The organism is Streptosporangium brasiliense (genome assembly GCF_030811595.1).
In the GTDB taxonomy this organism is placed as follows: domain Bacteria; phylum Actinomycetota; class Actinomycetes; order Streptosporangiales; family Streptosporangiaceae; genus Streptosporangium; species Streptosporangium brasiliense.
The window spans coordinates 4649205-4673752 of sequence record NZ_JAUSRB010000002.1 but is presented as its reverse complement, the minus strand read 5'-3'; the positions used below and the strand labels follow the sequence as shown (position 1 = coordinate 4673752).

Here is a 24548-nt window from a genome sequence, read left to right as displayed (position 1 = left end):
GCGAGTCCCGTTCCGCGGCGCGCCGGGCGAGGAGAAGACATGAGCAGGAGCGGCTGGTCCGAATACTCCCGGCCGATCCGGGTCGAGGGCGGCATCCGGGCGCGCAGCAGGCGGGGCTCGATCGGCGAGCGGTGGTGGTCGCGGCGGTTCATCGACATCCTTGAGCGGGTCTGCGACCGGGGCAGGCTCAGCCGGGGACGCTCGTACGCGCGCTCCGGCCAGGTCCTCGACCTGGAGCTCACCTCCGGTCGGGTCACAGCGCGAGTCCAGGGATCGAGGACGACTCCGTACAAGGTCAGGATCGAGATCGCGGCCTACGACGCGGAGCAGTGGCAGGCCCTCACCGGGGCTCTGGCCGCACAGGCCCTCTACCGCGCGAAACTACTCGCCGGGGAGATGCCGCCGGAGATCGAGGACGTCTTCCACCGGTGCGGTCTCCCCCTCTTCCCCGACCGGCACGACCTGGGCATGGACTGCTCGTGCCCCGACTGGGGCTTCCCCTGCAAACACCTGTCGGCCGCGCTGTACGTGCTGGCCGAGGCGTTCGACGACGACCCGTTCCTGGTGCTGGCCTGGCGGGGCATGGGCAAGGACGCCCTGCTCGGCGCCCTCCGCGGGACAGGTGACGCCGGCGGGGAGGAGACGGCCCGGCCGGGGCTGCTCGACGTGACCGACGTGCCGTTCACCGAGCGGCTGGCGGACTTCTACGTGCCCGGCGTCTCCCCCGCCCGTCTGCGAGACCGTACGGCGCTGCCCGCCGCCCCGCCCGACCTGTTGTTGCGCACCCTCGACCTGCCGCCGGTCACGATACGGCGGACCCCGATCCTGGACCTCCTCCGGCCCGCCTACCGGTCTTTCGCGGAGGGCGACGGCACCTGGGACGACGCCCCTGACCGCCCCGGACCGGGATCGGCCGCCCCCGGCCGCCGATGAAGTCGCGGTACCGGGTGGTAGCCGGCCTTGGGCGTGCGGACCCGGGTGGCGTGGTCAACAGAGTGCGGCGGCTCGGAGAAGGAGGAGAAGCTCACTTTTGTCAGGGGCCGTATATGCAGGGTGGATTGTGTGGTGGTACGTCTATTTCCTGTGACCCGAAGGCTTCATGAGCTGGACGCTCTCCGCGGCTTCGCGGTGTGCGGGATCATGCTGGTCAACACCTGGCAGCACACCCGCGAGAACCTCACGGCCCCCGAGGACACCGCGGTCGACTGGATGATCGACAACCTCCTGCAGAGCAGGTTCTATCCGATCTTCTCGTTCCTGTTCGGGCTGAGTTTCGTGCTGTTCCTGAGGTCCGCGGCCGGACGGACGGACCACCCCCGGGTGGTGCTGCTGCGCAGGCTGGCGGTGCTGGCCTGCTTCGGCCTGGTCCACCAGCTCGTGAACCCGGGCGAGGTGCTGCTGCCGTACGCGATCTTCGGGGCGCTGGTCCTGCTGCCCGTCTCCTGCCTCCCCCGGCCGGCCGCGCTCGCGCTGGGGGTGGCCGTCACGGCCTGGGCGGTGCACGAGGGGGGTGGGACCAAGCTCATCCCGGGGCTGTTCCTGCTGGGCATGGCCATGATGGAGTATCCGCCGCCCGAGTGGCTGCTGGCGCCCGTCTTCGCGGGCGCCTGCGTGCTGGCGGTGACGCTGGGCTACCTGTGGGCCCGCACCGCCGTCGATCACACGCTCTTCTACCGGGGCACCTATCCGGCCGCCGGGCTGGCCGCCGCGGTGGCGTACTGCACCGGGCTGCTGCTGCTCCTGCGGACCCGGGCGCGCGAGGCGCTGCTGGCCGCGCTGAGCCCGCTGGGCCGGATGGCGCTGACGAACTACCTGGTCAGCACCTTGGTCATCCTGGCGGCGCTGCCGCTGCTGACCGCCGACCCGACCCGGATCACCGGGGTGCTGCTCGCCGCCGCGGTGCTGGCGCTCCAGGTCGTGTTCAGCCGGGCCTGGCTGGCCAGGTTCAGATACGGCCCGCTGGAGTGGGCGTGGCGCTGCCTCACGTGGATGGAGCCCATGCCGAACCGCCGGATAAGGTCGGACGCGTGACACGCATCGCCCTGTGCCAGATCGCGGTCTCCGAGGAGCCCGCCGCCAACCTGCGCGGCGCCCGGGAGGCGCTGGAGCGGGCCGCCGCCGGCGGCGCCGACCTGGCGATCCTCCCCGAGGCCACGCTCACCCGCTACGGCAGGCGGATCACCGACCTGGCCGAGCCGCTGGACGGGCCCTTCGTCACCGGGCTGGCCGAGGCCGCCCGGGCGCACGGCCTGGCCGTGGTCGCCGGGGTCTTCGAGCCGGGAGAGGGCCGGGTCCACAACACCGCGGTGGCCATCGGCCCCGGGGGCGGGATCGAGGCGGCCTACCGGAAGATCCACCTGTTCGACTCCTTCGGCGCCCGCGAGTCGGAGCTGGTCGCGCCGGGCGACACCCCGGTCGTGGTGGAGCTGGCCGGACTCCGGGTCGGCCTGGTCACCTGCTACGACATCCGCTTCCCCGAGCTGACCCGGACACTGGTGGACCAGGGCGCCGAGCTGTTCGCGGTGATCGCCGCCTGGGGGTCGGGGCCGATGAAGGAGGAGCACTGGACGACCCTGGTCCGGGCCCGCGCGATCGAGAACACCACCTGGGTGGCCGCCGTGGGCCAGGCACCGAACCCGCAGGTCCGCGACGGCTTCGGGATCGGCCGGAGCATGCTGGTCGACCCGATGGGCGTGGTCCGCTCCGACCTGGGCCCGGCGCCCGCCGTGCAGACGTGCGAGCTGGACCCTCAGATCACGATTGCCACCCGGAATGCCCTACCGTGCCTGGAACACCGGCGGCTCCCTGTCGGCAGATCGTAAACTGCCACCGTGAGTGAGCCACCTGGTCGTAGAACGCAGATGCAGAAGGTCATCCCGCCCCGGCTGCTCGTGCCCTATCTGGCCGGCAGGCGGACCGTGATATCCGGATATGTCTACCGGGTGCAGGACTGCGCCCGCCTGACCACCCCGGCGCAGCTCTTCACCGGTCTCGACCTGGGCTTCGACGGCTCGGAGCTGACCGTCACGGTCCCGGAGATCTATCTCATGCGCTGGTTCGCCCGCGACATGGACAGCTACGTCGTGCCGTACGGCCCGCACATGGGCGGCGACTGGAACGATTCACCCCCGTTCGCCGGCAACGGCTTCACGACCTCGCGCGAGCACGTCGTGCCGCAGTTCCACACCACGCCGATGCCGATCCCCGCGGGGGCCGAGATCATCCACGTGACCGCCGACGAGGAGCGCCTCTTCGGCCTGTACGACGGACTCAGCTGGAGGCCGGCCGCATGAGCCCCGAGATCGAGCCGGTGGCCTCGGGCTTCGTCGCCCACTACGCCGATCGGACCTACGCGGCCGCCATCGGCCCGGGCGCCGACGAGGTCGTGCTGTTCAACGAGGAGGCCCAGGAGGGCTTCGAGGCCGCCGCCGGCTACTGGCGGACGGTGGTCTCCCGCGCCGACCTCGACTGGCTGGTGCTGGTCCGCACGGTCGGCGCGTTCGGCGGCGAGCCGTGCCTGGTCCTCGACGTCTCGGAGGAGAACGGCGAGGAGAGCCTGCACATCGCCTACACCGGGCACAGCGGGATGAAGGCCGAGGCGCTGGGCTACTGGATGGTCGACCACGGCGCCTACGAGGTCGTCGTCCCGCGCGAGGAGGTCTTCTCCCTCCGGATCGAGCGCCTGCCGGTCTCCCTCAGCCCGTCGGCGCCGGAGCCGTAGGAGCGCCGCGGCGTGCCCTGTCAACCAGCGGGCCGCCCGGGTGTCTCGACAGTGTGACCGTCCTCTCCACAGCAGCGCCTCCCTCGTTCGCCGAGCTGTTCGCGGCGCACCATCTGTCGATGGTGCGGCTGGCCGGACTGCTCGGCGCCGACGACCCGGAGGACATAGCCCAGGAGGCGTTCGCCCGCCTCCACGCGCGGTGGTCACGGCTGCGCGACGACGGCGCGGCCGTCGCCTACGTGCGCTCCACCGTGTGCAACATGACCCGCAACCGGCTGCGCCACCTGCGGCTGGTACGGCTGCGCCCGCTCGCCCCGCCGCCGGCCGCGCCCAGCAGCGAGCACGTGGTCATCGTCGCCGAGGAGCACCGGGAGCTCCTGGCCGCCCTCGACCGCCTCCCCCGCCGCCAGCGCGAGGCCCTGGTCCTGCGCTACTGGCTGGACCTGTCGGAGCGGGAGATCGCCGACGCGATGGGCGTCTCCCCCGGCTCCGTCAAGACTCACACGAGCCGGGGCCTGTCCGCCCTGGGCAGGACTCTCCGGGAGGACTCATGAACGATCTCGAAGAGCGCCTGCGCGCCGCGCTCGACGCCCGCGCCGGCACCTACACCACCGCCCCCGACGCCTACGCGAGGGTCCAGGCCCGCGGTTCCCGGGCACGGCGGCGCCGCTGGGCCGTCCTGGTCCCGGTGGCGGCCGCCGTGACCGCGGTGGCCGCGCTGGCCTGGTCCGCCGTCGCTCCGCCGGCGGGGGAGGGCGAGAACACCAGCATGGTCTCCGTCCGCGGTCCCGAGCAGTCGTTCGAGAAGGCGTTGCGGGACCATCCGCCCATCGGAGAGGTGCTCACGATCCCGCACCCGGACTTCCCGGACGTCCCGATCCGGGTCTGGTACAGCCGCGGGGCGCAGGCCGGTCCGCTGCGGTTCTGCGGGGCGCAACAGATCACGGACACGGGCGGCACCATGGCCGGCTGCACGCCCGTCGAGCAGTGGGACGGCGAGGAGGCCGGGAGGGTCGGCGGCAGGACCGGCGGCATCCCCTTCCCGGCCGAGGTCGTCGTCTTCGGCGCGGCCAAGGAGTCCGTCCACGCGGTCAGGGCGACCGTCGGCGGCCGGAGCTTCCCCGGCACCGTGATCCGCGGCCGGGGCATGCCGCTGCCCGTCTGGACCGTCCGGTTCCCCGGCGACTCCCTCGGCACTCCCCCCGCCGTCAGCTACGCCTTCGCCGACGGGCGCGGCAAGCCGCTCCAGCGGCTGGACGACGTCCTCACACCGGCCTGCCACAAGGACCGCGAGCCCGCCGGTACGGGTGTCCCCCTGCCCGGCGGGGTCAGCGCCCATCTCCACGCCGGCAACTGCCTGGTGTTCTGGCACGACGGCGGGCAGGCGGGACTCAGCGGCGGCGACTCCCGCACGACCTTGGGCGCCGGCCAGGAGCAGAGGAGGCAGCCGGTCACCGCCTGGGCCGGTCCCGGGCAGGCCGTGGCCGGTCGCTGGTACGGCTACACCGGTACGGGAACGGCCCGGGTCGAGCTGCGGCTCCGCGGCGGCGGCCGGGTGTCGGCCGACACGGTCGACGCCTTCCCCGGACAGGGCGTCCGCCTGTTCGGCGGTGAACTGCCCACCGGGGCCGACCCGAATCGGGACGGCGCCGTGTACGTCGGCTTCGACGCCCGCGGCGACGAGCTCTGGCGGCACGAGGTGCCCGCGCGGGGAGCCCGCCACTCCCGTAGGCCGCCGGCGTCTCAGCCCACCCCGAGCCGCCGGTAGCGGGCCAGGCGGGCGGTGAGGCGGTCCGCGGGGGCCCGCCTCAGCAGGCCGGTGATCTCGTATTCGAGGGCGCCGGCCACCCGGCGGCAGAACGCCTCGGGCTCGTAGGCGGCGTCGGGGAGCTCCGGGATGATCCGGTCCACGATGCCGTCGCGGCGCAGGTCGGTGGATTTCACGCCCTGCGCGGCGGCGATCTCCGGCGCGAAGTCCACGCTCCGGTACAGCAGCGCGGAGGCCCCCTCCGGGGGCAGCGGGGACAGCCAGGCGTGCTGGGCGCAGAGCACCCGGTCGGCCGGCAGCAGCGCGAGAGCGCCGCCGCCGGCCCCCTCGCCGAGCAGCAGGCAGACGGTCGGGGCGTCGAGCACCATCAGGTCGGCCACCGACCGGGCGATCTCGGCGGCCAGGCCGCCCTCCTCGGCCGCCTTGGACAGCGCGGCTCCGGAGGTGTCGATCACGGTGACCAGCGGCAGGCCCAGCTCTGCGGCCAGGTGCATGCCCCGCCGCGCGACCCGGAGCCCGGCCGGGCCGAGGGGGGCCACCACCCGCTGGCGGCTGCGGTCCTGGCCGAGCACCACGGCGGGGGCCCCGCCGAAGCGGGCCAGGGCGAGGAGCAGGCCGGGGTCGTTCTCGCCCTCGCCGGTGCCGTTGAGCGGGGTGACGTCGGAGGCCCCGAGCTTGAGCAGCGCCCGCACGCCGGGACGGTCGTCCCGGCGCGAGCGGCTGATCGCGTCCCACGCCTCGGTCGGCTGGACGTGCCCGTCCGGCTCGGGCCCGCGCTCCAGCCCCTCGCGCGGGGCGCACAGCACGGCGAGCGCGCGGATCGCCACGCGCCGGGCGTCCTCGGCGGAGACGACCGCGTCGACCAGGCCGTGGGCGAAGAGGTTCTCGGAGACCTGCACGCCCTCCGGGAACGGGTAGCCGTGCAGCGACTCGAACACCCGCGGCCCCAGGAACCCGATCAGCGCGCCCGGCTCGGCGGCGGTGACGTGTCCCAGCGAGCCCCAGGAGGCGAAGACCCCGCCGGTGGTGGGGTGGCGGAGATAGACGACGTACGGCAGGCCGGCGGTGCGGTGCGCGACCACCGCGGCGGTGATCTTCACCATCTGGACGAAGGCCAGCGCGCCCTCCTGCATCCGGGTGCCCCCGGAGGCCGGGGCGGCCAGCAGCGGGAGCCGCTCGGCCGTGGCCCGCTCGATCGCGGCGGTGAGCCGCTCGGCGGCGGCCACCCCGATCGACCCGGCCAGGAAGGAGAACTCGCAGGCGATGACCGCGACCCGGCGGCCGTCGAGCAGGCCCTCCCCCGAGATCACCGACTCGTCGTACCCGGTCCTGGCCCGGGCCTTGGCCAGCTCCTCGGCGTAGTCCGATCCGGGCTCGGCCGGATCGGCGGGCGTCTCGTCCCACGACCGCCACGTCCCCGGGTCGAGAACGGTGTCGATGAGGGTGCGGGCGTCGGGCCGGGTGCGGCTCATCCCCTGCCCCCGCACGGCGGGATCCGCGTGGGGCGGGCTCTCATCCTTCACGTTCCTCCAGCCAGGCGAGGATCTCGTCGTTGTGCTGGCCCAGCGCGGGCGGGGCGCCGTGGCGGACGGCGGGCTCGCCGTCGAAGCGGAGCGGCGGGCCGGGCAGCTCGATGGCGCCGAGCACGGGGTGGTCGACCTCGACGAGCAGCCCCTGGGAGCGGGTCTGCTCCCAGGCGTAGACCTCGTCGATGGACCTGATCGCGCCGGCGGGCACGCCGATCTCGCCGAGCGCGGCCAGCCAGTGGGCGCGGTCGTGCTTGGCGAGCACCTGCTCCATGTCGGCGATCAGCTCGTCCCGGTGCGCAAATCTCTCCCTGTTTATCGCATATTTCGGGATATCGGGATCGATGTCCAACAGGGCGGCCACCTTCCGCCACTGCGTGTCGTTGGCCACCGCGATCTGGATCATGCCGTCGGCGCAGTGGAAGGCGCCGTAGGGGGCGATGGAGGCGTGGTGGTTGCCGTTGGCCCTGGGCACCTGGCCGCCGACGGTCCAGGCCGTGCCGTGGTAGGAGTGCACGCCGGTCACGGCGGCCAGCAGCGAGGTCCGCACGACCTTGCCCCGGCCGGTCCGCTCGCGCTCGTAGAGGGCGGCGACCACGCCGTAGGCGCCGTGGATGCCGGCGAGCAGGTCGGCGATCGAGGCGCCCACGCGGTAGGGCTCGTCGGCGGACGGCCCGGTGAGGCTCATCAGGCCGGCCTCGCCCTGGGCGATCTGGTCGTAGCCCGGCCGGCCGCCCTCGGGGCCGTCGTGGCCGAACCCGGTGATCGACAGGACGACCAGGCGCGGGTTGAGCGCGTGCAGCCGCTCGACGGGGAAGCCCAGCCGGTCGAGGACGCCGGTGCGGAAGTTCTCGATCAGCACGTCGCTCTGCCGTACCAGACGCTCGATCAGAGCCTTGCCCTCGGCGGACTTGAGGTCCACGGTGATCGACTGCTTGTTGCGGTTGGCCGCGAGGAAGTAGGTGGAGATGTCACCGTCGGGACCGGCGAACGGCGGCCCCCAGCCCCGGGACTCGTCGCCCCCGCCGGGATGCTCCACCTTGATCACTCGGGCGCCCAGGTCGCCGAGCATCTGCGCGGCGTGCGGTCCCGCCAGTGCGCGGGAGAGGTCGAGAACGACGATGTCGCCGAGTGCTCCGTGCAAGATCAACCTCCTGTGGTGGTCGCCGAGCCTAGTCGAATCGGAGCGGGAAGGGCATTCCTCCTGACGCCGGCCTGCCGGGCGATCCGTGCCGCTCCCGCGTCAGGTCCGGCACACGAAGATCCTCCCAGGCGGGGCCCTCCACCTCCAGCCCATCCCGCCGGCGGCGGAGCGGGCCCGCCGGTGTCCGTCCGGCGGAACGGGGGCCTACCCGGGACCTACCCCGTCCGACCGCTTTCCCCCGCTTCCAGCAAAGCTGCCACCATGGGCGGGTGGCTTCAATCGTCTCCTTCGAGGACCTCGCCGGAGCGGTCCGGGGACTGCCGCCGTCGTGCGGGCCGGTCCGCGTCGTGGCGGTGGACGGACCGGGCGGGTCGGGCAAGACGACCTTCGCCGGGCGGCTGGCGCGGGCGCTGGGCGCCCAGGTGATCCACAGTGACGACTTCCCCGTGCCGTGGGACGAGCCGCCCGTGACCTGGTTCAGGCAGGTCGAGGAGCAGGTGCTCGGCCCGCTGGCGGCCGGGCGGCCGGGCGGCTACCGGCGCTACGAGTGGGCCGCCGGCACGTTCACCGACTGGGTGGACGTGCCCGTCGCGCCGGTGCTGCTCCTCGAAGGGGTGAGTACCGCCCGGCGCACGGCCCCGGCCGCCTTCACCGTCTGGGTGGAGGCGCCTGCCGAGCTGCGGCTGGCCCGCGCCCTGGCCAGGGACGGCGCCTCCTACGCGCCGCAGTGGCGCGAGTGGATGCGCGCCGAGGAGGAGTGGTTCGCCGCCGACGGCACCCGCTCCCGCGCCGACCTCCTCCTCGACGGGGCCGCGATCCCCGGCGAGTTCGTCCGGATCCAGCCGTCCTGAGCTAACCCGTCATGCTCCGGCCGCGCTCCCCCGCCGCGCGGGACCGGGGCGGGTCCGTCGCCACGAGGACAGCGCGGACCTCTCGCCATCCAGAATGTAGTGTGATATTTCACATTACATGCCTTCTGACGCACTCCTCGCGCGTTTCACCGCCACCGGGCGGTTCACCTACGGCTCTCCCCGGGCCCTGACCGTCTCCCCCGACGGCTCGCGGGTGCTGTTCCTGCGCTCTGACGGCCCCGAGGACCCCGTCGAGCGGCTGTGGGCGCTCGACGTCGCCACCGGCGCGGAGCGACCGCTGGCCGGGCCGGACGAGGGCCCGCACGTCCTGCCGCCCGAGGAGCGGGCCCTGCGCGAGCGGCTGCGCCTGTGGGCGCCGGGCATCGGCTCCTACGCCACCGACGGCGCCGTCGCCGTGTACGCGCTGGGCGGCCGGCTGTTCCGGGTGGACGTCGCCACGGCCGCCGTCGAGGAGATCCCGGCGGCCGGGCCCGCCTTCGACCCCCGGCCGTCCGGAGACAGGATCGCCTACGTGACGGGCGGGCGGCTCTACGTCCACGAGAACAGCGGCAGCCGCCTGATCGCCGGCGAGTCCCACGTCACCTGGGGCGTCGCGGAGTTCGCCGCCGCCGAGGAACTCGGCAGGCACCGGGGCCACTGGTGGGCGCCCGACGGCTCGGCGCTCCTGGCCACCCGGGTGGACGAGACCCGGGTGCCGCGCCGCCGCCTGGCCGACCCCGCGCGGCCCGAGCAGGTGACGCCGGAGCCCGCCTACCCGCAGGCGGGCGGGCCGAACGCGGCCGTCGAACTGCACCTGCTCGGCCTGGACGGCACGCGCCGGCAGGTCCTGTGGAACGACACCGGGTACCCGTACCTGTCGGCGGTGGACTGGAGCGAGCAGGACCGCCCGACGATCACCGTGCTGGACCGGCTCCAGCAGAACGGGCTGCTCCTCGCGGTCAACCTCGCCACCGCCACGACCTCCTCCCTGGCGGAGTTCGCCGACCCGCTGTGGATCGAGGCCGTGCCCGGCACCCCCTCCCTCCTGGCCGACGGCCGGGTGCTGACCACGGTCGAGGCGCACGACACCCAGGCCCTGGCCGTCGACGGCACCGTGGTCACCCCCTCGTCGCTGTACGTCCGGCGCGTCGCGGGTTCCCTCGGCGACGACCTGCTGTTCGAGGGCAGCGAGGCGGACCCCGCCGAGCAGCACGTCTACCGCCTCAAGGCGGACGGCACGCCGGCCAGGATCACCCACGGGCCCGGCGTGCACAGCGCCCTGACCGGTGGCTCGACCGTGGTCATCACCAGCGGCTCGCTGGAGGCCCCCCGCATCCGCCGGGTCGTGTACCCCGGGGGTCTCGTCCCCGGCTCCGCCGTGGAGATCCGCGACCTGTCGGCGGCGTCGCCGTACCGGCCGCGGCCGGTCCTGGACCGGGTGACCGAGCATCGCCTGCCTTCCGCGGTGCTCTATCCGAGCGGGCACATACCCGGGGAGCGGCTGCCGGTCCTCCTCGACGTGTACGGCGGCCCCGGCTACCAGGCGATCGCCGCCGAACCCGGCCGGTGGATCCGCAAGCAGTGGTGGGCCGACCAGGGGTTCGCGGTCGTGACGATCGACAACCGGGGCACGCCGAACGTGTCGGCCTCCTTCGGCCGGGCGATCTTCCGGCGCTTCTCGCAGGTGGCGCTGGACGACCAGGTCGCGGGGCTGCGTGAGCTCGCGGGCAAGCATCCGGACCTCGACCTGTCCAGGGTCGGCGTGCGCGGCTGGTCCTACGGCGGCTACTTCGCGGCGCTCGCCGTGCTCCGTCGTCCCGACGTCTTCCACGCCGCCTGCGCGGGCGCCCCGCCCACCGACTTCCGCTGGTACGACACCGCCTACACCGAGCGCTACCTCGGCCTGCCCGACGAGAACCCCTCCGGATACGACGGCGACTCGCTGATCGCCGACGCCCCCGGACTCGAGCGACCGCTGCTGCTCATCCACGGCCTGGCCGACGACAACGTCTACCCGCTGCACACCCTGCGCCTGTCGGAGGCCCTGACCAGGGCCGGGAGGCCGCACTCCACGCTCCTGCTCCCCGGCGTCAGCCACATGACCCCCGACGGTGTCGCGGAGAACCTGATGGCGATCGAACTCGACTTCCTCCGCCGCAACCTCCCCCGCTGAGCAGCCGTGCCGGGGGAACGGACCGCCGTCCGCGCCGTGGCCGTGATCACGGCCACGGCGCGGACGGCGGCGCCGCCCCGGCACGGAACCCACCCAAGGGCTCTCACTCCGTTATCAAATCTTGCTCCCCGACGTCCCCTTTTGGGTGATATGAACGTTCAACACATCCACCCCTTCAAGCCGCCGGAGGCTTCCGCAGTGCCGTCAGCGCTGAATATGAACGTTCAAATAGAGAGTTACCTGGCCAGGTTCAGCGAGCCTCCGGGCTACCTCGACTTCGCCAGGATCGGGCCCACCTCGCACGACGTCGCCACGACGCTCATCGAGGCGGCCCGGCTCCTCCGGGGCGACTCGTCCATCGCGCTGGCCGAATTGGAACTGCAGGCGGCCCGGACGCGGGCCGGCGCGGCACGGCTGCTGCGCGCCGCCGAACACGAGGTGGCCTTCGTCTCCTCCACCAGCCACGGCCTGTTCGCGGCCGCCGCGGCCCTCCAGGCCCCGGGCCGCGGCTCCGTCGAGGACGCGGGCGTCGTGCTCGTCCCCCGGGGGGAGTTCCCCTCGAACGTCTACCCCTGGCTGCGGTTCGAGGGGCGCGGCGGGCTCCGGGTGCGCTGGATCGACTCGCCCCGGATCACCCCGGACGTCGTCGCCGCGCACCTGGACGGCGACGTGCGGGCGCTCTCGATCAGCGCCGTGGACGCCCTCACCGGCTACCGCGCCCCGCTGGGCGCGCTGAAGGAGCTCCTCGGCCCGGACCGGGTGCTGGTCGTGGACGCGATCCAGGGTCTGGGCGCCGTCCCGATCGAGGTCGACGCGGCCGACCTGCTGGTCTGCGGCGGCCAGAAGTGGCTGCGCGCCGGCTGGGGAGCGGCCCTGCTCCTGGTCCGCGACCGGGTGGACGGCCGGCTCGTCCCCGGCCTCGGCGGCTGGTCCGGGGTCCAGGACCCGTTCGGCACCGGCGAGAACGTCCCCGTCCCGGACAGCCCGGCCCGTGCTCTCGCCGCCACCGACGGTCCCGGGCACGGCCCGGCCGGCGGGGACGGGGCAGCCCACCCGGGCGGGACGGTCGCGCATCCCCGCCCGCCGCTGCGCGGGGCGATCGCCCATACGCTGACCAACCCGGACTACCCCGCCGTGGCCGCGCTCGGCGCCGCGATCGACCTGGTCCTGGGCGTGGGGGTCGCGGAGATCGGCCGCCGGGTCACCGAGACCCTGGGCGCCCTGCTCGACACGGCCCGCGGCGCCGGGGCGCAGGTCCTGCTGGACGACCTGGACGCCGCCGAGCGCGGCGGCATCGGCTGCTTCCGCCTCCCCGGCGTCGAGCCCGCGGCCGCGCACGCGGCGCTGGCCGGGGCCGGGCTCGTCACCACCCTGCGCGGCGGCTGGATCCGGTTCTCCCCGCACGCCACCACGCCCCACGAGACCACCCAGCGCCTGGCCTCCGCTCTGCGCGCCGCAGGCGCCTCTGAGCCCCCGCCGCCGTCCAGTACGGCACTCACCCCCTGAAAGGAACAGCAGAATGACCATGTCACCGGGGAGTCCCACGCCGGCTTCCAAGCTTTCCGACATCTCCATGAGCCGCCGCCACCTGATGCGGCTGGCCGTGGCCGGAGCCGTCGTCCTCGGCGCCGCGGCGTGCGGTGCCGAGGAGAAGTCGTCCTCCGGAGGGCCGACGAAGATCACCATCTGGAGCTGGACCACCGCGGCCGAGGCGCTGCGCGGCGTGGTTCCCGACTTCGAGCGGGACAACCCGGGTATCAAGGTTGACGTCCAGGACGTCGGCAACCCGGCGATCTGGGACAAGATCACGGTGGGTCTGGCGGCGGGCGGCAAGGGCTTGGCGGACGTGCTGCACATCGGCGTCGACTACCTGCCCGGATACATGGAGAAATTTCCGGGCGGCCTCGCCGACCTCAACAAGCTCGGTGCCGCCAAGCACAAGGACGCCTTCTCCAAGGGCCTGTGGCCGACGGTCACGGGCAAGGACGGCGGCGTCTACGCGATGCCCTGGGAGGTCAACCCGCTCGGCATGTTCTACCGAGCCGACTACTTCGAAAAGGCTGGAGTCGACCCCGAGTCACTCAAGACCTGGGCTGACATGATCGAGGCGGGCAAGAAGGTCAAGGCCGCCACCGGAATCGCCCTGACCGGCCTGAACAAGCCCGGCACCACCCCCGACCTGGACCTGTTCCAGAACCTCATGCAGCTCCAGGGCGCGTTCTACTTCGACCTCGAGGGCAAGGTCACCCTCGACTCCCCGCAGGCCGTACAGGCCATGACGATCATCAAGCAGATGAACGACGCCGGACTGGTCGAGGACACCGCGGGCGAGGGCACCTGGAAGCGGATCATGAGTGAGGGCAAGTTCGCCATCGCGCCCTTCCCCGCCTGGGCGGCGAACTACCTGGCCACCAAGTTCCCCGACCAGAAGGGCAAGTGGCGGCTCATCGCGCCCCCCGCGATCACGGCAGGCGGCAGCCAGTCCGTGATCGTCAACTCCACCTACCTGTCGGTGGCCGAGTCCAGCAAGAACAAAGACGCCGCGTGGAAGTTCGTGGAGTACGCGCTGACCAAGCCCGACTCCATGAACAAGATGTTCAAGGCGGGCGGAGTGTTCCCTGCGCTCACCGCCGCGCACAGCGCCCCCGTCTACACCGAGAAATGGCCGTACTACGGCGACCAGCCGGTGCTCAAGACCTTCGTCGACGTCCTCGGTCAGGGCGCGGGCGCCACCAACTTCACCGGTGACTACGCCAAGGCCCTGAAGGTCGCCTCCGACGCGCAGACGAAGGTGCTGATCAAGGGCGCCGACCCGGCCACGGCGCTCAAGGAGGCCGCCGCCCTGCTCGCCCAGCAGACCGGACGGCAGAAAGCATGACGCTCCTGCTTGACAGGTCGGCTCCGGCGCGGCCCCAGGGGAAGCCGCGCCGGACGCTGATCGACCGTCGTACGCTCCCTTACCTGCTCCTCATGCCCGCGCTGCTCGGCTTCCTGATCTTCAAGGCCTATCCGATCGCCAAGTCGGCCTGGATCAGCCTGACCACGGGTTCGGCGCGGACTTTCGTCGGCCTGGACAACTACGCGCGGCTGATGCACGATCCGGTGTTCTGGACCGCGCTCCGCAACACGGCGCTGATCCTGGTCGTGCAGCTCCCGCTGATGCTGAGCCTGGCCCTGCTGCTCTCCCTGGGGCTGAACTCGCGCCTGGTCAAGGCGCGGGCGGTGTGGCGGCTCGGGGTCTTCGTTCCCTCACTCACCGGCCTGGTCGCCTACGGCGTGATGTTCTCAGTGATCCTGAACAGGGACGGCGGCCTGCTCAACTGGCTGCTCTCCTTCTTCGGCATCGACAGGATCGACTGGCTGGGCAGCCCGGTCTGGGCCCGGATCGGCATCGTGATCGCGCTGAACTGGCACTACGTCGGCTACTACGCCGTCATCTACCTGGCGGGCCTACAGGGCATTCCCAAAGAGCTCTACGAGGCGGCCATGGTGGACGGCGCGGGACCGGTCACCAGGTTCCGCAGGATCACCGTGCCGCAACTGCGGCCGATCCTCCTGCTCACCATGGTGCTCTGCACGATCGACACGCTCCAGCTCTTCGACGAGCCCTATGTCCTCACCAACGGCGGCCCGGACAACGCCACCATCACGGTCACCATGTACCTCTACGAGAACGCCTTCAAGTATTTCGACTTCGGCTACGCCTCGGCCATCGCCTACGTGCTGGCGCTGCTGGTCATCGTACTGGGCCTGATCCAGGCCAAGCTGGCGGGAGAGCGCCGATGAAACGCTGGGCGCTCACCTTCGCGCTGGCCGCGGCCTTCGGGCTCTGCGTCGGCCCCTTCTACTGGCTGGCGATGGCCGCCACCCACGATGACAAGGACATCTTCACCTGGCCGCCGAAGTTCTGGCCCGGCGACCATCTCTGGGACAACCTGGCGGGCCTGGAGGAGTCCATCGGGCTGACCAAAGTGGCGCTCAACTCGGCCGTTGTCGCGTCCACGCAGACCATCGGCGGTCTGGTCGTCTCGGTCCTCGCCGGCTACGCCTTCGCCAAGTTCCACTTCCGCGGCAAGAACATCCTGTTCGTGCTGCTGCTGAGCTCGCTTGTCATCCCCAGCCAGGTGCGGCTGATCCCGCTCTTCGAGATGATGCTCGATTTCGGGCTCCTCGACAGCTACGCAGCGCTCGTCCTGCCGGGCCTGACCGTGCCGTTCGGCATCTTCCTGATGCGGCAGGCGATGAGCGGGCTGCCGGACGAACTGCTCGACGCGGCCCGGGTGGACGGCGCGGGCGAGCTGCGGATCATCTGGCGCGTTGTGGTCCCGGTGATGCGGCCGGTGATCGCAGCTCTGACGATCTTCCTCTTCCTGTGGTCATGGAACGAATTCGTCTGGCCGCTGATCGCGCTGCGCAGCCCGGAGATGCACACCCTGCCGGTGGCGATGGCCACCCTGAACGGCTTGTCCGAAACCGATTTCGGCCAGGTCCTGCTGGCGAGCGCCCTCTCCACGCTGCCGGTGATGGTGCTCTTCCTGTTCTTTCAGCGACAGTTCATCTCCGGCCTGCTGGCCGGAGCCACGAAGGGATAGACATGCAGTTGTGGCTGCCGCACGCCCTGGCCGGCGGCTCCACCGAGGTCCCCGTCGGGGGGCTGAACGTGGAGATCTCCGGAGCTCGCGACATCGCGGTCACGCACGCCGCCGACGGAGTCTGGGTGATCGACGCGCCGGGCGCGACGGGGGCGCAGTGGCGCGTGCCGTGCGTCTCGACGACCGCGTTCTGGACGCCGGACAGCGGTCCCCGGTGGGTACCGCCGATCTGGAGCGGGCCGAAGACGTCCCGGCTGGCCGCCGGCGCGCCGGTGGTCTCCCTGGTCGGCGCGGGCGACGCGAACGTGTGCACCGCGGCGCTCGACGGGTCGGTGGGCCTGTCCCGCTTCAGCGGCGGGCTGATCGAGGAGACCGGCGAGTTCGTGTTCACGATCGATCACGAGGGTCCGGCGTTCCGGCTGCGGCTGGACCTGTCCGACCGCCTGTTCTCGGCGGCGCTGGCCGGGGTGGCGGCCTGGTGGGGCGAGGGCCGGGAGCTGCCGCGGACGCCGCGCGCGGCCCGGCTGCCGGCGTACTCGACCTGGTACAGCATGCACCAGGAGGTCAGCGAGGAGTCGGTGGAACTCCAGTCGCGGCTCTCGAAGGAGCTGGGCTGCGAGACGATCATCGTGGACGACGGCTGGCAGACCGCCGACCGGGCGCGGGGGTACGCGTTCTGCGGCGACTGGGAGCCGAACTCGGCGGCTTTTCCTGATATTTCCGCACACGTGAAGCGAGTGCAGCACATCGGCCAGGCCTACATGCTCTGGTACGCCATCCCGTTCGTCGGCAAGGAGAACGCCGCCTTCGAACGCTTCGAGGGCAAGTTCCTGCGCTACCTCGACCACATGGACGCCGGGGTGCTCGACCCGCGTCACCCCGACGTCCGCGAGTTCCTCGTCGACCGGCTCTCCCAGGCGGTCGAGAAATGGGGCATGGACGGCCTGAAGATCGACTTCGTGGACCGGTTCGCGACGCCGGGCGGCGACCCCGCCCCCGGCGAGGGGGCCGACTGCGAGGAGGTGGACGAGGGTGTGCGGCGCCTGCTGCACGGGTTGGACACCCGGCTGCGCCGTACCCGGCCCGAGGTGCTGATCGAGCACCGCCAGCCGTACACGCACCCGGGCCTGTGGCCGTACGCGAACATGGTCAGGGCCACCGACTGCCCGCTCAGCCCGCAGGAGAACCGGCAGCGGACCGTGGACCTGCGGCTGACCGCCGGTCCCGTCGCCGTGCACTCCGACATGATCCTGTGGCACCCGTCCGAGCCCGCCGAGCAGGTCGCGGTCCATCTGATCAACGCGTTGTTCTCGGTGCCGCAGATCTCCGTGGACCTCACCGCCCAGACCCCCGAGCAGCTCGCCACCATCGGGTTCTGGCTGGGGATCTTCCGGCGGCACCTGGAGACGCTCCAGCTCGGCGTGCTGGAACCGGCTCAGCCGGAGCACGGCTACCCCCTCGTGCGGGCCTACGATGAGCAGACCATGGTCATCGCCCGCTACGGGCCGCTGCCGGTGGAGGTCCCCGCCTCCGGCTGGCGCGAGTTCCTGGTCGCCAACGCCGCCCCGGACTCTCGCGTGGTGCTGCTCGGCACGGAGGCGGAGAGCCTGGAGGCCACCGTGCACGACTGCGGCGGAAGGCCGCTGTCGGCCGCCACGCTGCGCCTGGACGCCGGGGCGAACCTGGTCACCGTGCCGACGGGCGGACTGCTGAGGCTGCACCGCCGTACCGAGGAGGAATAGATGGAGACGCACCGGCCCCGCGGACGCGGCGTCACGATCGAGGATGTCGCCCGCGCGGCCGGTGTGTCCCGTCAGACCGTCTCCAACGCGCTCAACGCGCCCTACCGGCTGAAGGCCGAGACCCTGGAGCGGGTCACCGCGCTCATCGAGGAGCTCGGCTACCGGCCCGACCAGTCCGCGCGCAGCCTGCGCTCGGGCACCCGGCGGATCATCGCCTACCCCACCCCGGAGGACGACCCCACCAACCCCAACCCGCTCATGGGGGGTTTCCTGGAGGCGATCGTCGCGGCCGCGGGCGAGGCCGGCTATCACATCCTGCTGGTCCGGCCGCACCCGGGACAGGACCAGACCCGGGCCCTGGAGGAGCTGATCGCGGCCAGGACCGTGGACGGATTCCTGCTCTCCGACGTGCTGCACGACGATCCCCGCGTGGCCTATCTGGCCGGCCGGGGCTTCCCGTTCGCGGCCTTCGGCAGGACCGCGTCCGAACACCCGCAGAACTGGGTCGACGTCGACACCGTCCAGGCCATGATCGACCTGGTCGGCCTGCTGGCCGCGGCCGGGCACCGGAGGATCGCCTTCCTCGCCTCCTCCTCCAGGCTGCCCTGGATGGACCACCGCCGCGACGGCTTCCAGGCGGGCGTGCGCCGCCACGGTCTGCGCGGCCAGGAGATCTCGGCGCCCGGCGACGACCCCGGCGAGATCGTCGCGGCGACGCGCGAGCTCCTGGGCGGGCGCGCCAGGCCGACGGCCGTGGTCGCCGCCGGCGACTGGCTCGCGCTGGGCGTCTACGCCGCCGCCCGGGCCGAGGGTCTCAGCATCGGCACCGACCTGGCCGTGGCCGGTTTCAACGACCTTCCGGTTACCGCTTTCCTGCAACCCGCCCTGACCACCGTACGGCTGCCGCTGCGCCAGATCGCCGGCGCGCTCGTCACCCGCCTCCTGAAGACCGTCGAGGACGGCGTCACCCCTCAGGCCGGCCTCCTGCTCCCCGGCGAGCTCGTGGTCCGGGCCAGCTCAGGTGGGTAGTCCTCCCCCGAGATCGGAACACCTATGGAAATCAGTTCGTCGTGCCCGGAGATCGTGGCGATGTTCGAATGGGCGCGGGACCGGGCGCTGCGCTGGGCGCATCCCGGCGGCTCGCGCGGGCCGCTGAACGTCGACGAACGGCAGCCGTCCGGCACGGGCGAGGGTGTCTACCTGCCGTCCTACTGGGCCGGATACGCCCACCGCAGCGGCTTCTACTCCCGTGACTTCGCCCACCAGTTCGCCGGCGCCCACCTGCTCGGCCTGGCCGAGGCCAACCTGACGATGCTGCGCCGCTTCGCCGCCTCGGCGACGCCGGAGCACGGCTACTACCCGGTGTGGGCGTTCAACTTCGACGGCTCCTACCTGGCCATCGACTACCGGGGCCCCGACGACTTCGTCCGGGAGGTTCCCGCCGTGTTCGAGCTGGTCGAGCGGGCCGAGCTCGGCCACCGCTGGACCGGCGACCCGGCCTACGTGGACGACCCCGTGCTGCGGGACTTCTACCGGCACGCCACAGGGGAGTTCGTCACCCGGCACGGTGCCGGAGGGCCCGTCGCGCGCGGCACGGGCGGCGGCATCTTCCAGGGTGTCGCCAGCTACAACGAGCTGAGCGGCGAGCCGCTGGCCGAGGCGGGGGACGGGATCGCCGCTCAGTACCAGGCGTATCTGGCGATGGCCGCGCTGTCGCGGGCCGGGGGCGCGGACGGTGCCGCCTTCGAGCGGCGGGCCGCGGAGCTCAAACGGTACTTCAACGAGACCTGGAGCGGCCGGGGCACCGGTGCCGAGATGGTCAGGGCCTACACGGTGGACGGGCGGGCGATGACCGGCTGGGGCCGGGAGAACAGCTGGTTCATGCCGCTCAAGGGCATCGTCGACGACGGCCCGCGCAACGACGACTACCTCGACTTCGTCGACGCCCAGGCGTCCGGCCCCGGCCGGCCGGAGAACGTCGAGGCGCTCACCTACCTGCCCGACACGTTCTTCCGCCACGGCCGCGGCGGCACCGCCTGGAAGTGGATGCGGGAGATCTTCGCCGTACGCGACCGGCCGCACGTGGCCGGCGGGCTGAACGGCGACTACCCCGAGGTGCCGTTCACCCTGGTCGGCCAGGTGGTCGAGGGCCTGCTCGGGGTCCGCCCCGACGCCCCCGACGGCGCCGTCAGCACCCGTTCCCACCTGCCGGAGGGCATCGACCGGCTGGAGGTGAGCGGCATCCCGCTCGGCGACGGGCACCTCGCCGTCCGGCACGACCGGCACGCCAGCACCCTCACCAACCTGTCCTCCCACGTCTCCTACCGCTGGACGGCTCACCTCCCCGGCGGCCGCACCCGTGTCCAGCACGTCCCTCCAGGCCGCACGGTCACCGCGAGCTAGTGGCCTCGGCCGGGCCCGCCGTACAGGGGGCGTCGCCGCAGACGTCGACCACCAGGCCGTCGCGGAGGAAGTGGGCCTTCTGCACGCGGGCCCGCGGGTCGTTGCGCGGGTCCTCGTGGGGATCGCGACCGTACTGCGGGCCGAGCGGCGGGAGGTTGGCCGCCGGGGTCGCCGGGGCGCCGCTGTCCCAGACCACCATGGCCGAGCCGGCGTACGGCCTGCGGGGCATGGACCTGATCCCCCAGTAGGGCGCCAGGTCGGGGCTCCGGCCGGCGGCGACGGCGGGCTGGCGGACCCGCGCCCCGACCGTGCGCGCCTCCACCTCGGCCGTCACCGTGGAGACCTGGTGGTCGCCGAAGGCGACGTGCAGCAGCACGCGGTGGCGGGGCGAGCCGGGCAGGGGGTCGTCGGCCAGGTGCTGGGCGTAGCCGTCGGTCTCGGCGCGGTCCCAGAGCATCTGCATCAGCGCGAAGCAGACCTGCTGGGTCAGCCTGTCGGGGTAGGCGCCGTCCATCAGCCGCTGGAACGGCTGAAAGTCCACACTGCGGTTGAGCAGCGTGCTGTAGTTCATCCCCGGCACGCCGAGCACGGCGTTGCGCACGTCGGGCGAGACGGCGACCAGCGCGCCGCCCGCGATGGCGCCCTGGCTGTTGCCGTCGTAGGCGAGATCGGCCCGCCGGTCGATCAGCGATCTGCCCCGCCCGTCCTGGAAGGCGGCGTGACCGGCGAAGCCGTCCCGGGTGAGCATCGCCCGGCCGAGGAGGACGAAGTTCAGCAGGCTCTGCTGGAGCCGGTCGGTGACCGTGCCGAACCGGGATAAGTCTCCGAACACGCCGGCCACGTGCTGGACGTCCTCGTCGGACATGCCGATCCACTTGGTGGCGCAGAAGGCGAAGCCGTGCTCGCCGGCCATCGCCCGCACGTTGCGGGCGCGTACCTCGGTGGCCTTGCCGAGCAGGCCGTGGCCGTACAGCGCGGGATGCGCGGGCCGCCGGAAGGCCGAGCGCGGGATCTCGCACTGGTACTGGGCCTTCACCGTGTCACCGAGCGGGCGTGGCAGGCCGTCGGGCCCCCGGTTGAGGTTCGAGCCCGGCGGGCCGCCCGGCCTGTCGAGATAGTTGGGGACCAGGATCTCCCCGGTGATCTCGCGGGCGATCGAGGGGTCCTGCTCGGGGGTGAGGTCGGTGACGGAGGAGACCGTGAACTTCGGTGAGCGGCCCCTGAGCCCGCGCAGCGCCTGGTCGCGCATCGTCAGCACGGGACCGGCGATGCCCTGCTCGCTGGCCACGGTGAAGTCCCAGGCCAGGTGGAGTCCCTCGGTGTCCACCCCGGCCCTGGCGAGGTCGGCGAGCGTCCGGTGGAGCGCGTGCTGCCGCGCGGCGAGCGGGTCGCCGGCGGGCAGTTCCTCGCCGAGGAGCCTGGCGAAGGTCTGCGGGACCGGCAGCTCCTGGCCCGCGGCGTCCTTCAGCCGGCGCAGGGCGACGGCGTAGCGGTGGCCCTCGCGGAAGTTCTTCGCCGGCCTGACGATCAGCGCCTGCCGGGCGGGGTCGGCGGCGCCCGCGTCGAGCTCCGCCCAGTACGGCCAGCTCTCCCCGGTCCTGGTGTCGACGATCACGATGGGGGCGTCGTTGCGCAGGGACCACCCGATGTCGGTGACGGGCGCGGCGCCGGTCTTGGCCAGGTCGAGGCCGGGCACGTGGGCCAGGAGCATGGAGCCCGGGGAGAACCCGTCGGCGCCGTTCCATTGGGCCGGGTCGATCGGGGTGCCCGCCGCGTTGCGGGGCATGGCCTCGGCCGAGAGCCTCACCCGCACTCCGGTGCGGGTGCGCGCGGTCTCGGTGAACCAGTCGTTGGGGAACGGCAGCAGGCACTCCGGACCGGCGACGGGATCGCAGCCGCCCGCGGACGGCGGCGGCGGGGCCACGAGACCGGGGACCGGACCGGGGCCGGGGGCGGGACCGGCCCAGGCCGGTGCGGTCGTCGACGTCACGGCCAGCGCGAAAGCCGCCACCATCGTGCGCAGGCGCATGCGCCTCCCTCCTCGAACCTCGACATGATCTAGCCGCAGCAGACCTCAGGACGGGGCGCTCGTCAATGGATGGGGTGGGAAAACGATCTGAAACGCCACCTCTCCCGGACGGCCGACGGCGTTGAGGACCTCCGGGCGCGTCCCCCGCCGGGCGGGGACCGAGGTGATCACGGATGGCGTGCCGCCGGCGGGCCGTCCCGGCTCGGCGACGCCAGGGGACGCCGGGATTTGACTTCCGCCACCACCACCCTTAAACATTTCACTACTCAAATAGTGAAAGGTGTCGGCGGTGATCGAATTCCACCTCGACCGGGGATCGGGGGTGGCGACCTACCTCCAGCTCGTCCACCAGGTCCGGCACGCGCTCCGGCTCGGCCTGCTGCGGCCCGGTGACCGGCTGCCGACGGCCAAGGAGGTCGTGACCCAGCTCGCGATCAACCCGAACACGGTGCTGAAGGCCTACCGGGAGCTGGAGCGGGAGGGGCTGGTCACCGGGCGGCCCGGGCTGGGCACGTTCGTGGAGCGGTCGCTGGGCGCGGCGTCCATGCACGACCGCGCGCGGCTGCGCGCGGAGCTGGTCCAGTGGGTGCGCAACGGCCTCCAGGCCGGCCTGGACCAGGAGGACCTGCGGGCACTGGTCGCCACGGTCCTGACCGACACCTTCCGGGAGGAGATCGCATGAGGGCGGCACTGGAGGCCACCGGCCTGGGCATGCGCTACCGGCGGACCTGGGCGCTGCGCGACTGTTCGGTGACGGTACCGCCCGGCCGGGTCGCCGCGCTGGCCGGACCCAACGGCGCGGGCAAGACGACCCTGCTCCAGCTGGCCGTGGGCATGCTCAGCCCGACCGCGGGAGAGGTGCGGATCTTCGGCGCCCCGGTCCGTGAGCACATGGAGCGGGTCGCGTTCATGGCCCAGAGCAAGCCGCTCTACCCCGGGTTCCGGGTGGAGGAGATGCTGAGGTTCGGGCGCGGGCTCAACCCCCGCTGGGACGAGGCCTCGGCCCGGCGGCGGCTGGCGGAGCTGGGCATCCCGCCGGAGCGCAAGGTCGGCCGGCTCTCGGGTGGCCAGCGGACCCAGGTGGCGCTGACCGTCGCGCTGGCCAAGCGTCCCGACCTGCTGGTGCTGGACGAGCCGCTGGCCGACCTCGACCCGCTGGCCCGCGACGAGGTGATGCGGAGCCTGATGGCGGCGGTGGCGGAGACGGGGCTGACCGTGCTGCTGTCCTCGCACGTCGTCTCCGAACTGGAGGGCATCTGCGACTGGCTGATCGTGGTCAACGGGGGCCGGGTCCAGGTCAGCGGCGACATCGACGACCTGGTCGCCGGACACCGCCTGCTGACCGGACCCGCCGGGACCGCCGACGCGCTCGCCGCCCGGCTGCCGGTGATCTCGCGGGGCGGCACCGGGCGGCAGGCCACCCTCCTCGTCCGCGACACCGGGCCGCTGCCCGACCCGCGCTGGAGCGCCCGCCCGGTGAACCTGGAGGAGATGGTCCTGGCCTACCTGCGCGCCCCCGACCTCGCCGCGTTCCCCCGCCCCGCCCTGGCTCCGGCACGCTGACCCGTCCGGCCCCGCACGGATCCGAAAGGAACCCCTCTTGCTCTGGCTGACCTGGCGACAGCACCGCGCGCAGATCCTGGCGACCGGCGCGCTGCTGCTCGTCCTGGGAGTCCTGCTGCTGGTCTCCGGACTGCGGGCCTCCGCCCACATCGCCGGGCACGCCCCGCCCGGCTGCCCCGGCCCGGCGGCGGCCTGCTCGGATGTGAACACGACGCTCTACCAGGACTACTACAGCCCCGTCTTCCTGGTCTTCGGCCTGCTGCCGTTCTTCGGATCCGCGCTGATCGGCGCGTTCTGGGGCGCGCCGCTGCTGGCGGCCGAGTTCGAGCGCGGCACCAACGCGCTCGCCTGGACCCAGTCCGTGCCGGCCGGGCGCTGGCTGGCGGTCAAGCTCGGCGTGCTCGGCGGCCTGACCGCGCTCGCCGCCCTGGTCCTGTCGGCGATGGTCAGCCTGTGGCTGCCGGTCTTCCGCGGCGTGATCGGCGACAAGTCGATGGAGCCCGGGACGTTCACCATCACCGGGGTCGTCCCGGCGGCGTGGTGGCTGTTCGCGTTCGTCCTGGGCGCCGCCGCCGGGACGCTGCTCCGCCGCACCGTCGCCGCGATGGCGGTCACCGTCGCGGTGGTCTCGCTGGCCGTCCCGGCCGTCTTCTTCTCCCGTGACTCCTACGCCGAGCCGGTGCGGGCCGTCACCGGCGACCGCCTGGCGATCTACGACAGCGGCGCCGATCTGGTCCGCGAGGCGTGGGTCGACCCGGCGGGCCGGGAGGGGGCGGCCCCGCCGGCCGACGTCTGCCCGCCGCCCCCCGGGATGGACGCCCGCTCCGAACGGGCCCAGTTGCTGAAGGACGAGTGCCTGATCGACGCCGGCTACCGGATCGCCGTCTATCACCACCCGACCGACCGCTTCTGGCGCTTCCAGTGGACCGAGACGGGCATCCTGCTCACCGGCACCCTCGCCGTCGGCGGCCTCGCCGTCACCCGCACCCTCCGCCGCCGGAACTGACGGCTCCCCGCCGAGCCGCCGAGCCGCCGA

General features: G+C 72.7%; 22 protein-coding genes. 19 read left to right on the top strand and 3 right to left on the bottom strand.

The features are described 5' to 3' along the window. Positions 1-39 precede the first annotated feature (39 nt). From J2S55_RS30035 to J2S55_RS30005, 7 genes are all read left to right on the top strand, one after another. A complete protein-coding gene (locus J2S55_RS30035; protein ID WP_306867877.1) occupies positions 40-933 on the top strand; it encodes an SWIM zinc finger family protein in 894 nt (297 codons plus the stop codon). A gap of 150 nt (positions 934-1083) precedes the next feature. Next, positions 1084-2031 (top strand): DUF418 domain-containing protein, encoded by a 948-nt coding sequence (locus J2S55_RS30030; RefSeq protein ID WP_306867875.1) that lies wholly within the window; start codon positions 1084-1086, stop codon positions 2029-2031. Continuing rightward, complete coding sequence (locus J2S55_RS30025) at positions 2028-2822, top strand: carbon-nitrogen hydrolase family protein (RefSeq protein WP_306867873.1); 795 nt, start codon at positions 2028-2030, stop codon at positions 2820-2822. The genes J2S55_RS30030 and J2S55_RS30025 overlap by 4 nt, the downstream gene beginning before the upstream one ends. Positions 2823-2831: 9 nt before the next feature. Then, a complete protein-coding gene (locus tag J2S55_RS30020) occupies positions 2832-3293 on the top strand; it encodes a hypothetical protein (protein WP_306867871.1) in 462 nt (153 codons plus the stop codon). Continuing rightward, complete coding sequence (locus J2S55_RS30015; protein WP_306867869.1) at positions 3290-3721, top strand: hypothetical protein; 432 nt, start codon at positions 3290-3292, stop codon at positions 3719-3721. Before J2S55_RS30020 ends, J2S55_RS30015 begins: the two co-directional genes overlap by 4 nt. A gap of 53 nt (positions 3722-3774) precedes the next feature. Further along, positions 3775-4275, top strand: a complete 501-nt coding sequence (locus J2S55_RS30010; RefSeq protein ID WP_306867867.1) for a SigE family RNA polymerase sigma factor — start codon at positions 3775-3777, stop codon at positions 4273-4275. Continuing rightward, entirely contained in the window at positions 4272-5489 is a 1218-nt protein-coding gene (locus J2S55_RS30005; protein WP_306867865.1) for a hypothetical protein, read from the top strand. The genes J2S55_RS30010 and J2S55_RS30005 overlap by 4 nt, the downstream gene beginning before the upstream one ends. On the opposite strand, the gene J2S55_RS30000 is transcribed toward J2S55_RS30005, so the two are convergent. Continuing rightward, complete coding sequence (locus J2S55_RS30000) at positions 5465-6961, bottom strand: carboxyl transferase domain-containing protein (RefSeq protein ID WP_306875624.1); 1497 nt, start codon at positions 6959-6961, stop codon at positions 5465-5467. The two genes, J2S55_RS30005 and J2S55_RS30000, sit on opposite strands and share 25 nt — an antisense overlap. Positions 6962-7001: 40 nt before the next feature. Continuing rightward, a complete protein-coding gene (locus J2S55_RS29995) occupies positions 7002-8159 on the bottom strand; it encodes a CaiB/BaiF CoA transferase family protein (protein WP_306867863.1) in 1158 nt (385 codons plus the stop codon). Positions 8160-8428: 269 nt separating this feature from the next. Here J2S55_RS29995 and J2S55_RS29990 point away from each other — a divergent pair, with 269 nt between their 5' ends. The 9 genes from J2S55_RS29990 to J2S55_RS29950 all read left to right on the top strand — a co-directional run bounded on the left by J2S55_RS29990 (position 8429) and on the right by J2S55_RS29950 (position 19920). Continuing rightward, positions 8429-9010, top strand: a complete 582-nt coding sequence (locus tag J2S55_RS29990) for a uridine kinase family protein (RefSeq protein WP_306867861.1) — start codon at positions 8429-8431, stop codon at positions 9008-9010. A gap of 118 nt (positions 9011-9128) precedes the next feature. Next, positions 9129-11183, top strand: coding sequence for a S9 family peptidase (locus J2S55_RS29985; RefSeq protein WP_306867859.1), 2055 nt, complete (start codon positions 9129-9131; stop codon positions 11181-11183). A 216-nt stretch (positions 11184-11399) separates the two neighbouring features. Further along, positions 11400-12689, top strand: coding sequence for an aminotransferase class V-fold PLP-dependent enzyme (locus J2S55_RS29980; RefSeq protein WP_306867857.1), 1290 nt, complete (start codon positions 11400-11402; stop codon positions 12687-12689). Between the two features lie 13 nt (positions 12690-12702). After that, positions 12703-14061: an ABC transporter substrate-binding protein gene (locus tag J2S55_RS29975; RefSeq protein WP_306867855.1), complete on the top strand. Its 1359-nt coding sequence runs from the start codon at positions 12703-12705 to the stop codon at positions 14059-14061. Further along, on the top strand, positions 14058-14969 hold the full coding sequence (locus tag J2S55_RS29970; protein WP_306867854.1) for a carbohydrate ABC transporter permease: 912 nt from the start codon (positions 14058-14060) through the stop codon (positions 14967-14969). Before J2S55_RS29975 ends, J2S55_RS29970 begins: the two co-directional genes overlap by 4 nt. Next, entirely contained in the window at positions 14966-15775 is an 810-nt protein-coding gene (locus tag J2S55_RS29965) for a carbohydrate ABC transporter permease (protein WP_306867852.1), read from the top strand. Before J2S55_RS29970 ends, J2S55_RS29965 begins: the two co-directional genes overlap by 4 nt. Before the next feature lie 2 nt (positions 15776-15777). Further along, a complete protein-coding gene (locus J2S55_RS29960; protein ID WP_306867850.1) occupies positions 15778-17517 on the top strand; it encodes a glycoside hydrolase family 36 protein in 1740 nt (579 codons plus the stop codon). Continuing rightward, a complete protein-coding gene (locus tag J2S55_RS29955) occupies positions 17518-18546 on the top strand; it encodes a LacI family DNA-binding transcriptional regulator (RefSeq protein ID WP_306867849.1) in 1029 nt (342 codons plus the stop codon). 24 nt (positions 18547-18570) lie between these two features. Continuing rightward, positions 18571-19920 (top strand): hypothetical protein, encoded by a 1350-nt coding sequence (locus J2S55_RS29950; protein WP_306867848.1) that lies wholly within the window; start codon positions 18571-18573, stop codon positions 19918-19920. On the opposite strand, the gene J2S55_RS29945 is transcribed toward J2S55_RS29950, so the two are convergent. Beyond that, complete coding sequence (locus J2S55_RS29945) at positions 19907-21949, bottom strand: hypothetical protein (RefSeq protein ID WP_306867846.1); 2043 nt, start codon at positions 21947-21949, stop codon at positions 19907-19909. The two genes, J2S55_RS29950 and J2S55_RS29945, sit on opposite strands and share 14 nt — an antisense overlap. Before the next feature lie 289 nt (positions 21950-22238). Between J2S55_RS29945 and J2S55_RS29940 the strand changes: the two genes are divergently transcribed. Genes J2S55_RS29940 through J2S55_RS29930 form a run of 3 tightly spaced genes read left to right on the top strand, consistent with a single transcriptional unit; the run spans position 22239 to position 24518 of the window. Then, entirely contained in the window at positions 22239-22631 is a 393-nt protein-coding gene (locus tag J2S55_RS29940; RefSeq protein WP_306867844.1) for a GntR family transcriptional regulator, read from the top strand. Further along, positions 22628-23512, top strand: coding sequence for an ABC transporter ATP-binding protein (locus J2S55_RS29935; protein WP_306867843.1), 885 nt, complete (start codon positions 22628-22630; stop codon positions 23510-23512). Before J2S55_RS29940 ends, J2S55_RS29935 begins: the two co-directional genes overlap by 4 nt. A gap of 37 nt (positions 23513-23549) precedes the next feature. Next, positions 23550-24518 carry an ABC-2 membrane transporter-related protein gene (locus J2S55_RS29930; RefSeq protein ID WP_306867842.1) on the top strand — a complete coding sequence of 323 codons (969 nt, stop codon included), beginning with the start codon at positions 23550-23552 and terminating at the stop codon, positions 24516-24518. The last annotated feature ends 30 nt before the right edge of the window (positions 24519-24548 follow it).

Bases quoted from the DNA above. Each gene is read 5' to 3' on its own strand.
- J2S55_RS30035 (WP_306867877.1), top strand. From the start codon at position 40: ATGAGCAGGAGCGGCTGGTCCGAATACTCCCGGCCGATCCGGGTCGAG.
- J2S55_RS30015 (WP_306867869.1), top strand. From the start codon at position 3,290: ATGAGCCCCGAGATCGAGCCGGTGGCCTCGGGCTTCGTCGCCCACTAC.
- J2S55_RS30005 (WP_306867865.1), top strand. From the start codon at position 4,272: ATGAACGATCTCGAAGAGCGCCTGCGCGCCGCGCTCGACGCCCGCGCC.
- J2S55_RS30000 (WP_306875624.1), bottom strand. From the start codon at position 6,961: ATGAGCCGCACCCGGCCCGACGCCCGCACCCTCATCGACACCGTTCTC.
- J2S55_RS29985 (WP_306867859.1), top strand. From the start codon at position 9,129: ATGCCTTCTGACGCACTCCTCGCGCGTTTCACCGCCACCGGGCGGTTC.
- J2S55_RS29980 (WP_306867857.1), top strand. From the start codon at position 11,400: ATGAACGTTCAAATAGAGAGTTACCTGGCCAGGTTCAGCGAGCCTCCG.
- J2S55_RS29975 (WP_306867855.1), top strand. From the start codon at position 12,703: ATGACCATGTCACCGGGGAGTCCCACGCCGGCTTCCAAGCTTTCCGAC.
- J2S55_RS29970 (WP_306867854.1), top strand. From the start codon at position 14,058: ATGACGCTCCTGCTTGACAGGTCGGCTCCGGCGCGGCCCCAGGGGAAG.
- J2S55_RS29965 (WP_306867852.1), top strand. From the start codon at position 14,966: ATGAAACGCTGGGCGCTCACCTTCGCGCTGGCCGCGGCCTTCGGGCTC.
- J2S55_RS29960 (WP_306867850.1), top strand. From the start codon at position 15,778: ATGCAGTTGTGGCTGCCGCACGCCCTGGCCGGCGGCTCCACCGAGGTC.
- J2S55_RS29955 (WP_306867849.1), top strand. From the start codon at position 17,518: ATGGAGACGCACCGGCCCCGCGGACGCGGCGTCACGATCGAGGATGTC.
- J2S55_RS29950 (WP_306867848.1), top strand. From the start codon at position 18,571: ATGGAAATCAGTTCGTCGTGCCCGGAGATCGTGGCGATGTTCGAATGG.
- J2S55_RS29945 (WP_306867846.1), bottom strand. From the start codon at position 21,949: ATGCGCCTGCGCACGATGGTGGCGGCTTTCGCGCTGGCCGTGACGTCG.
- J2S55_RS29935 (WP_306867843.1), top strand. From the start codon at position 22,628: ATGAGGGCGGCACTGGAGGCCACCGGCCTGGGCATGCGCTACCGGCGG.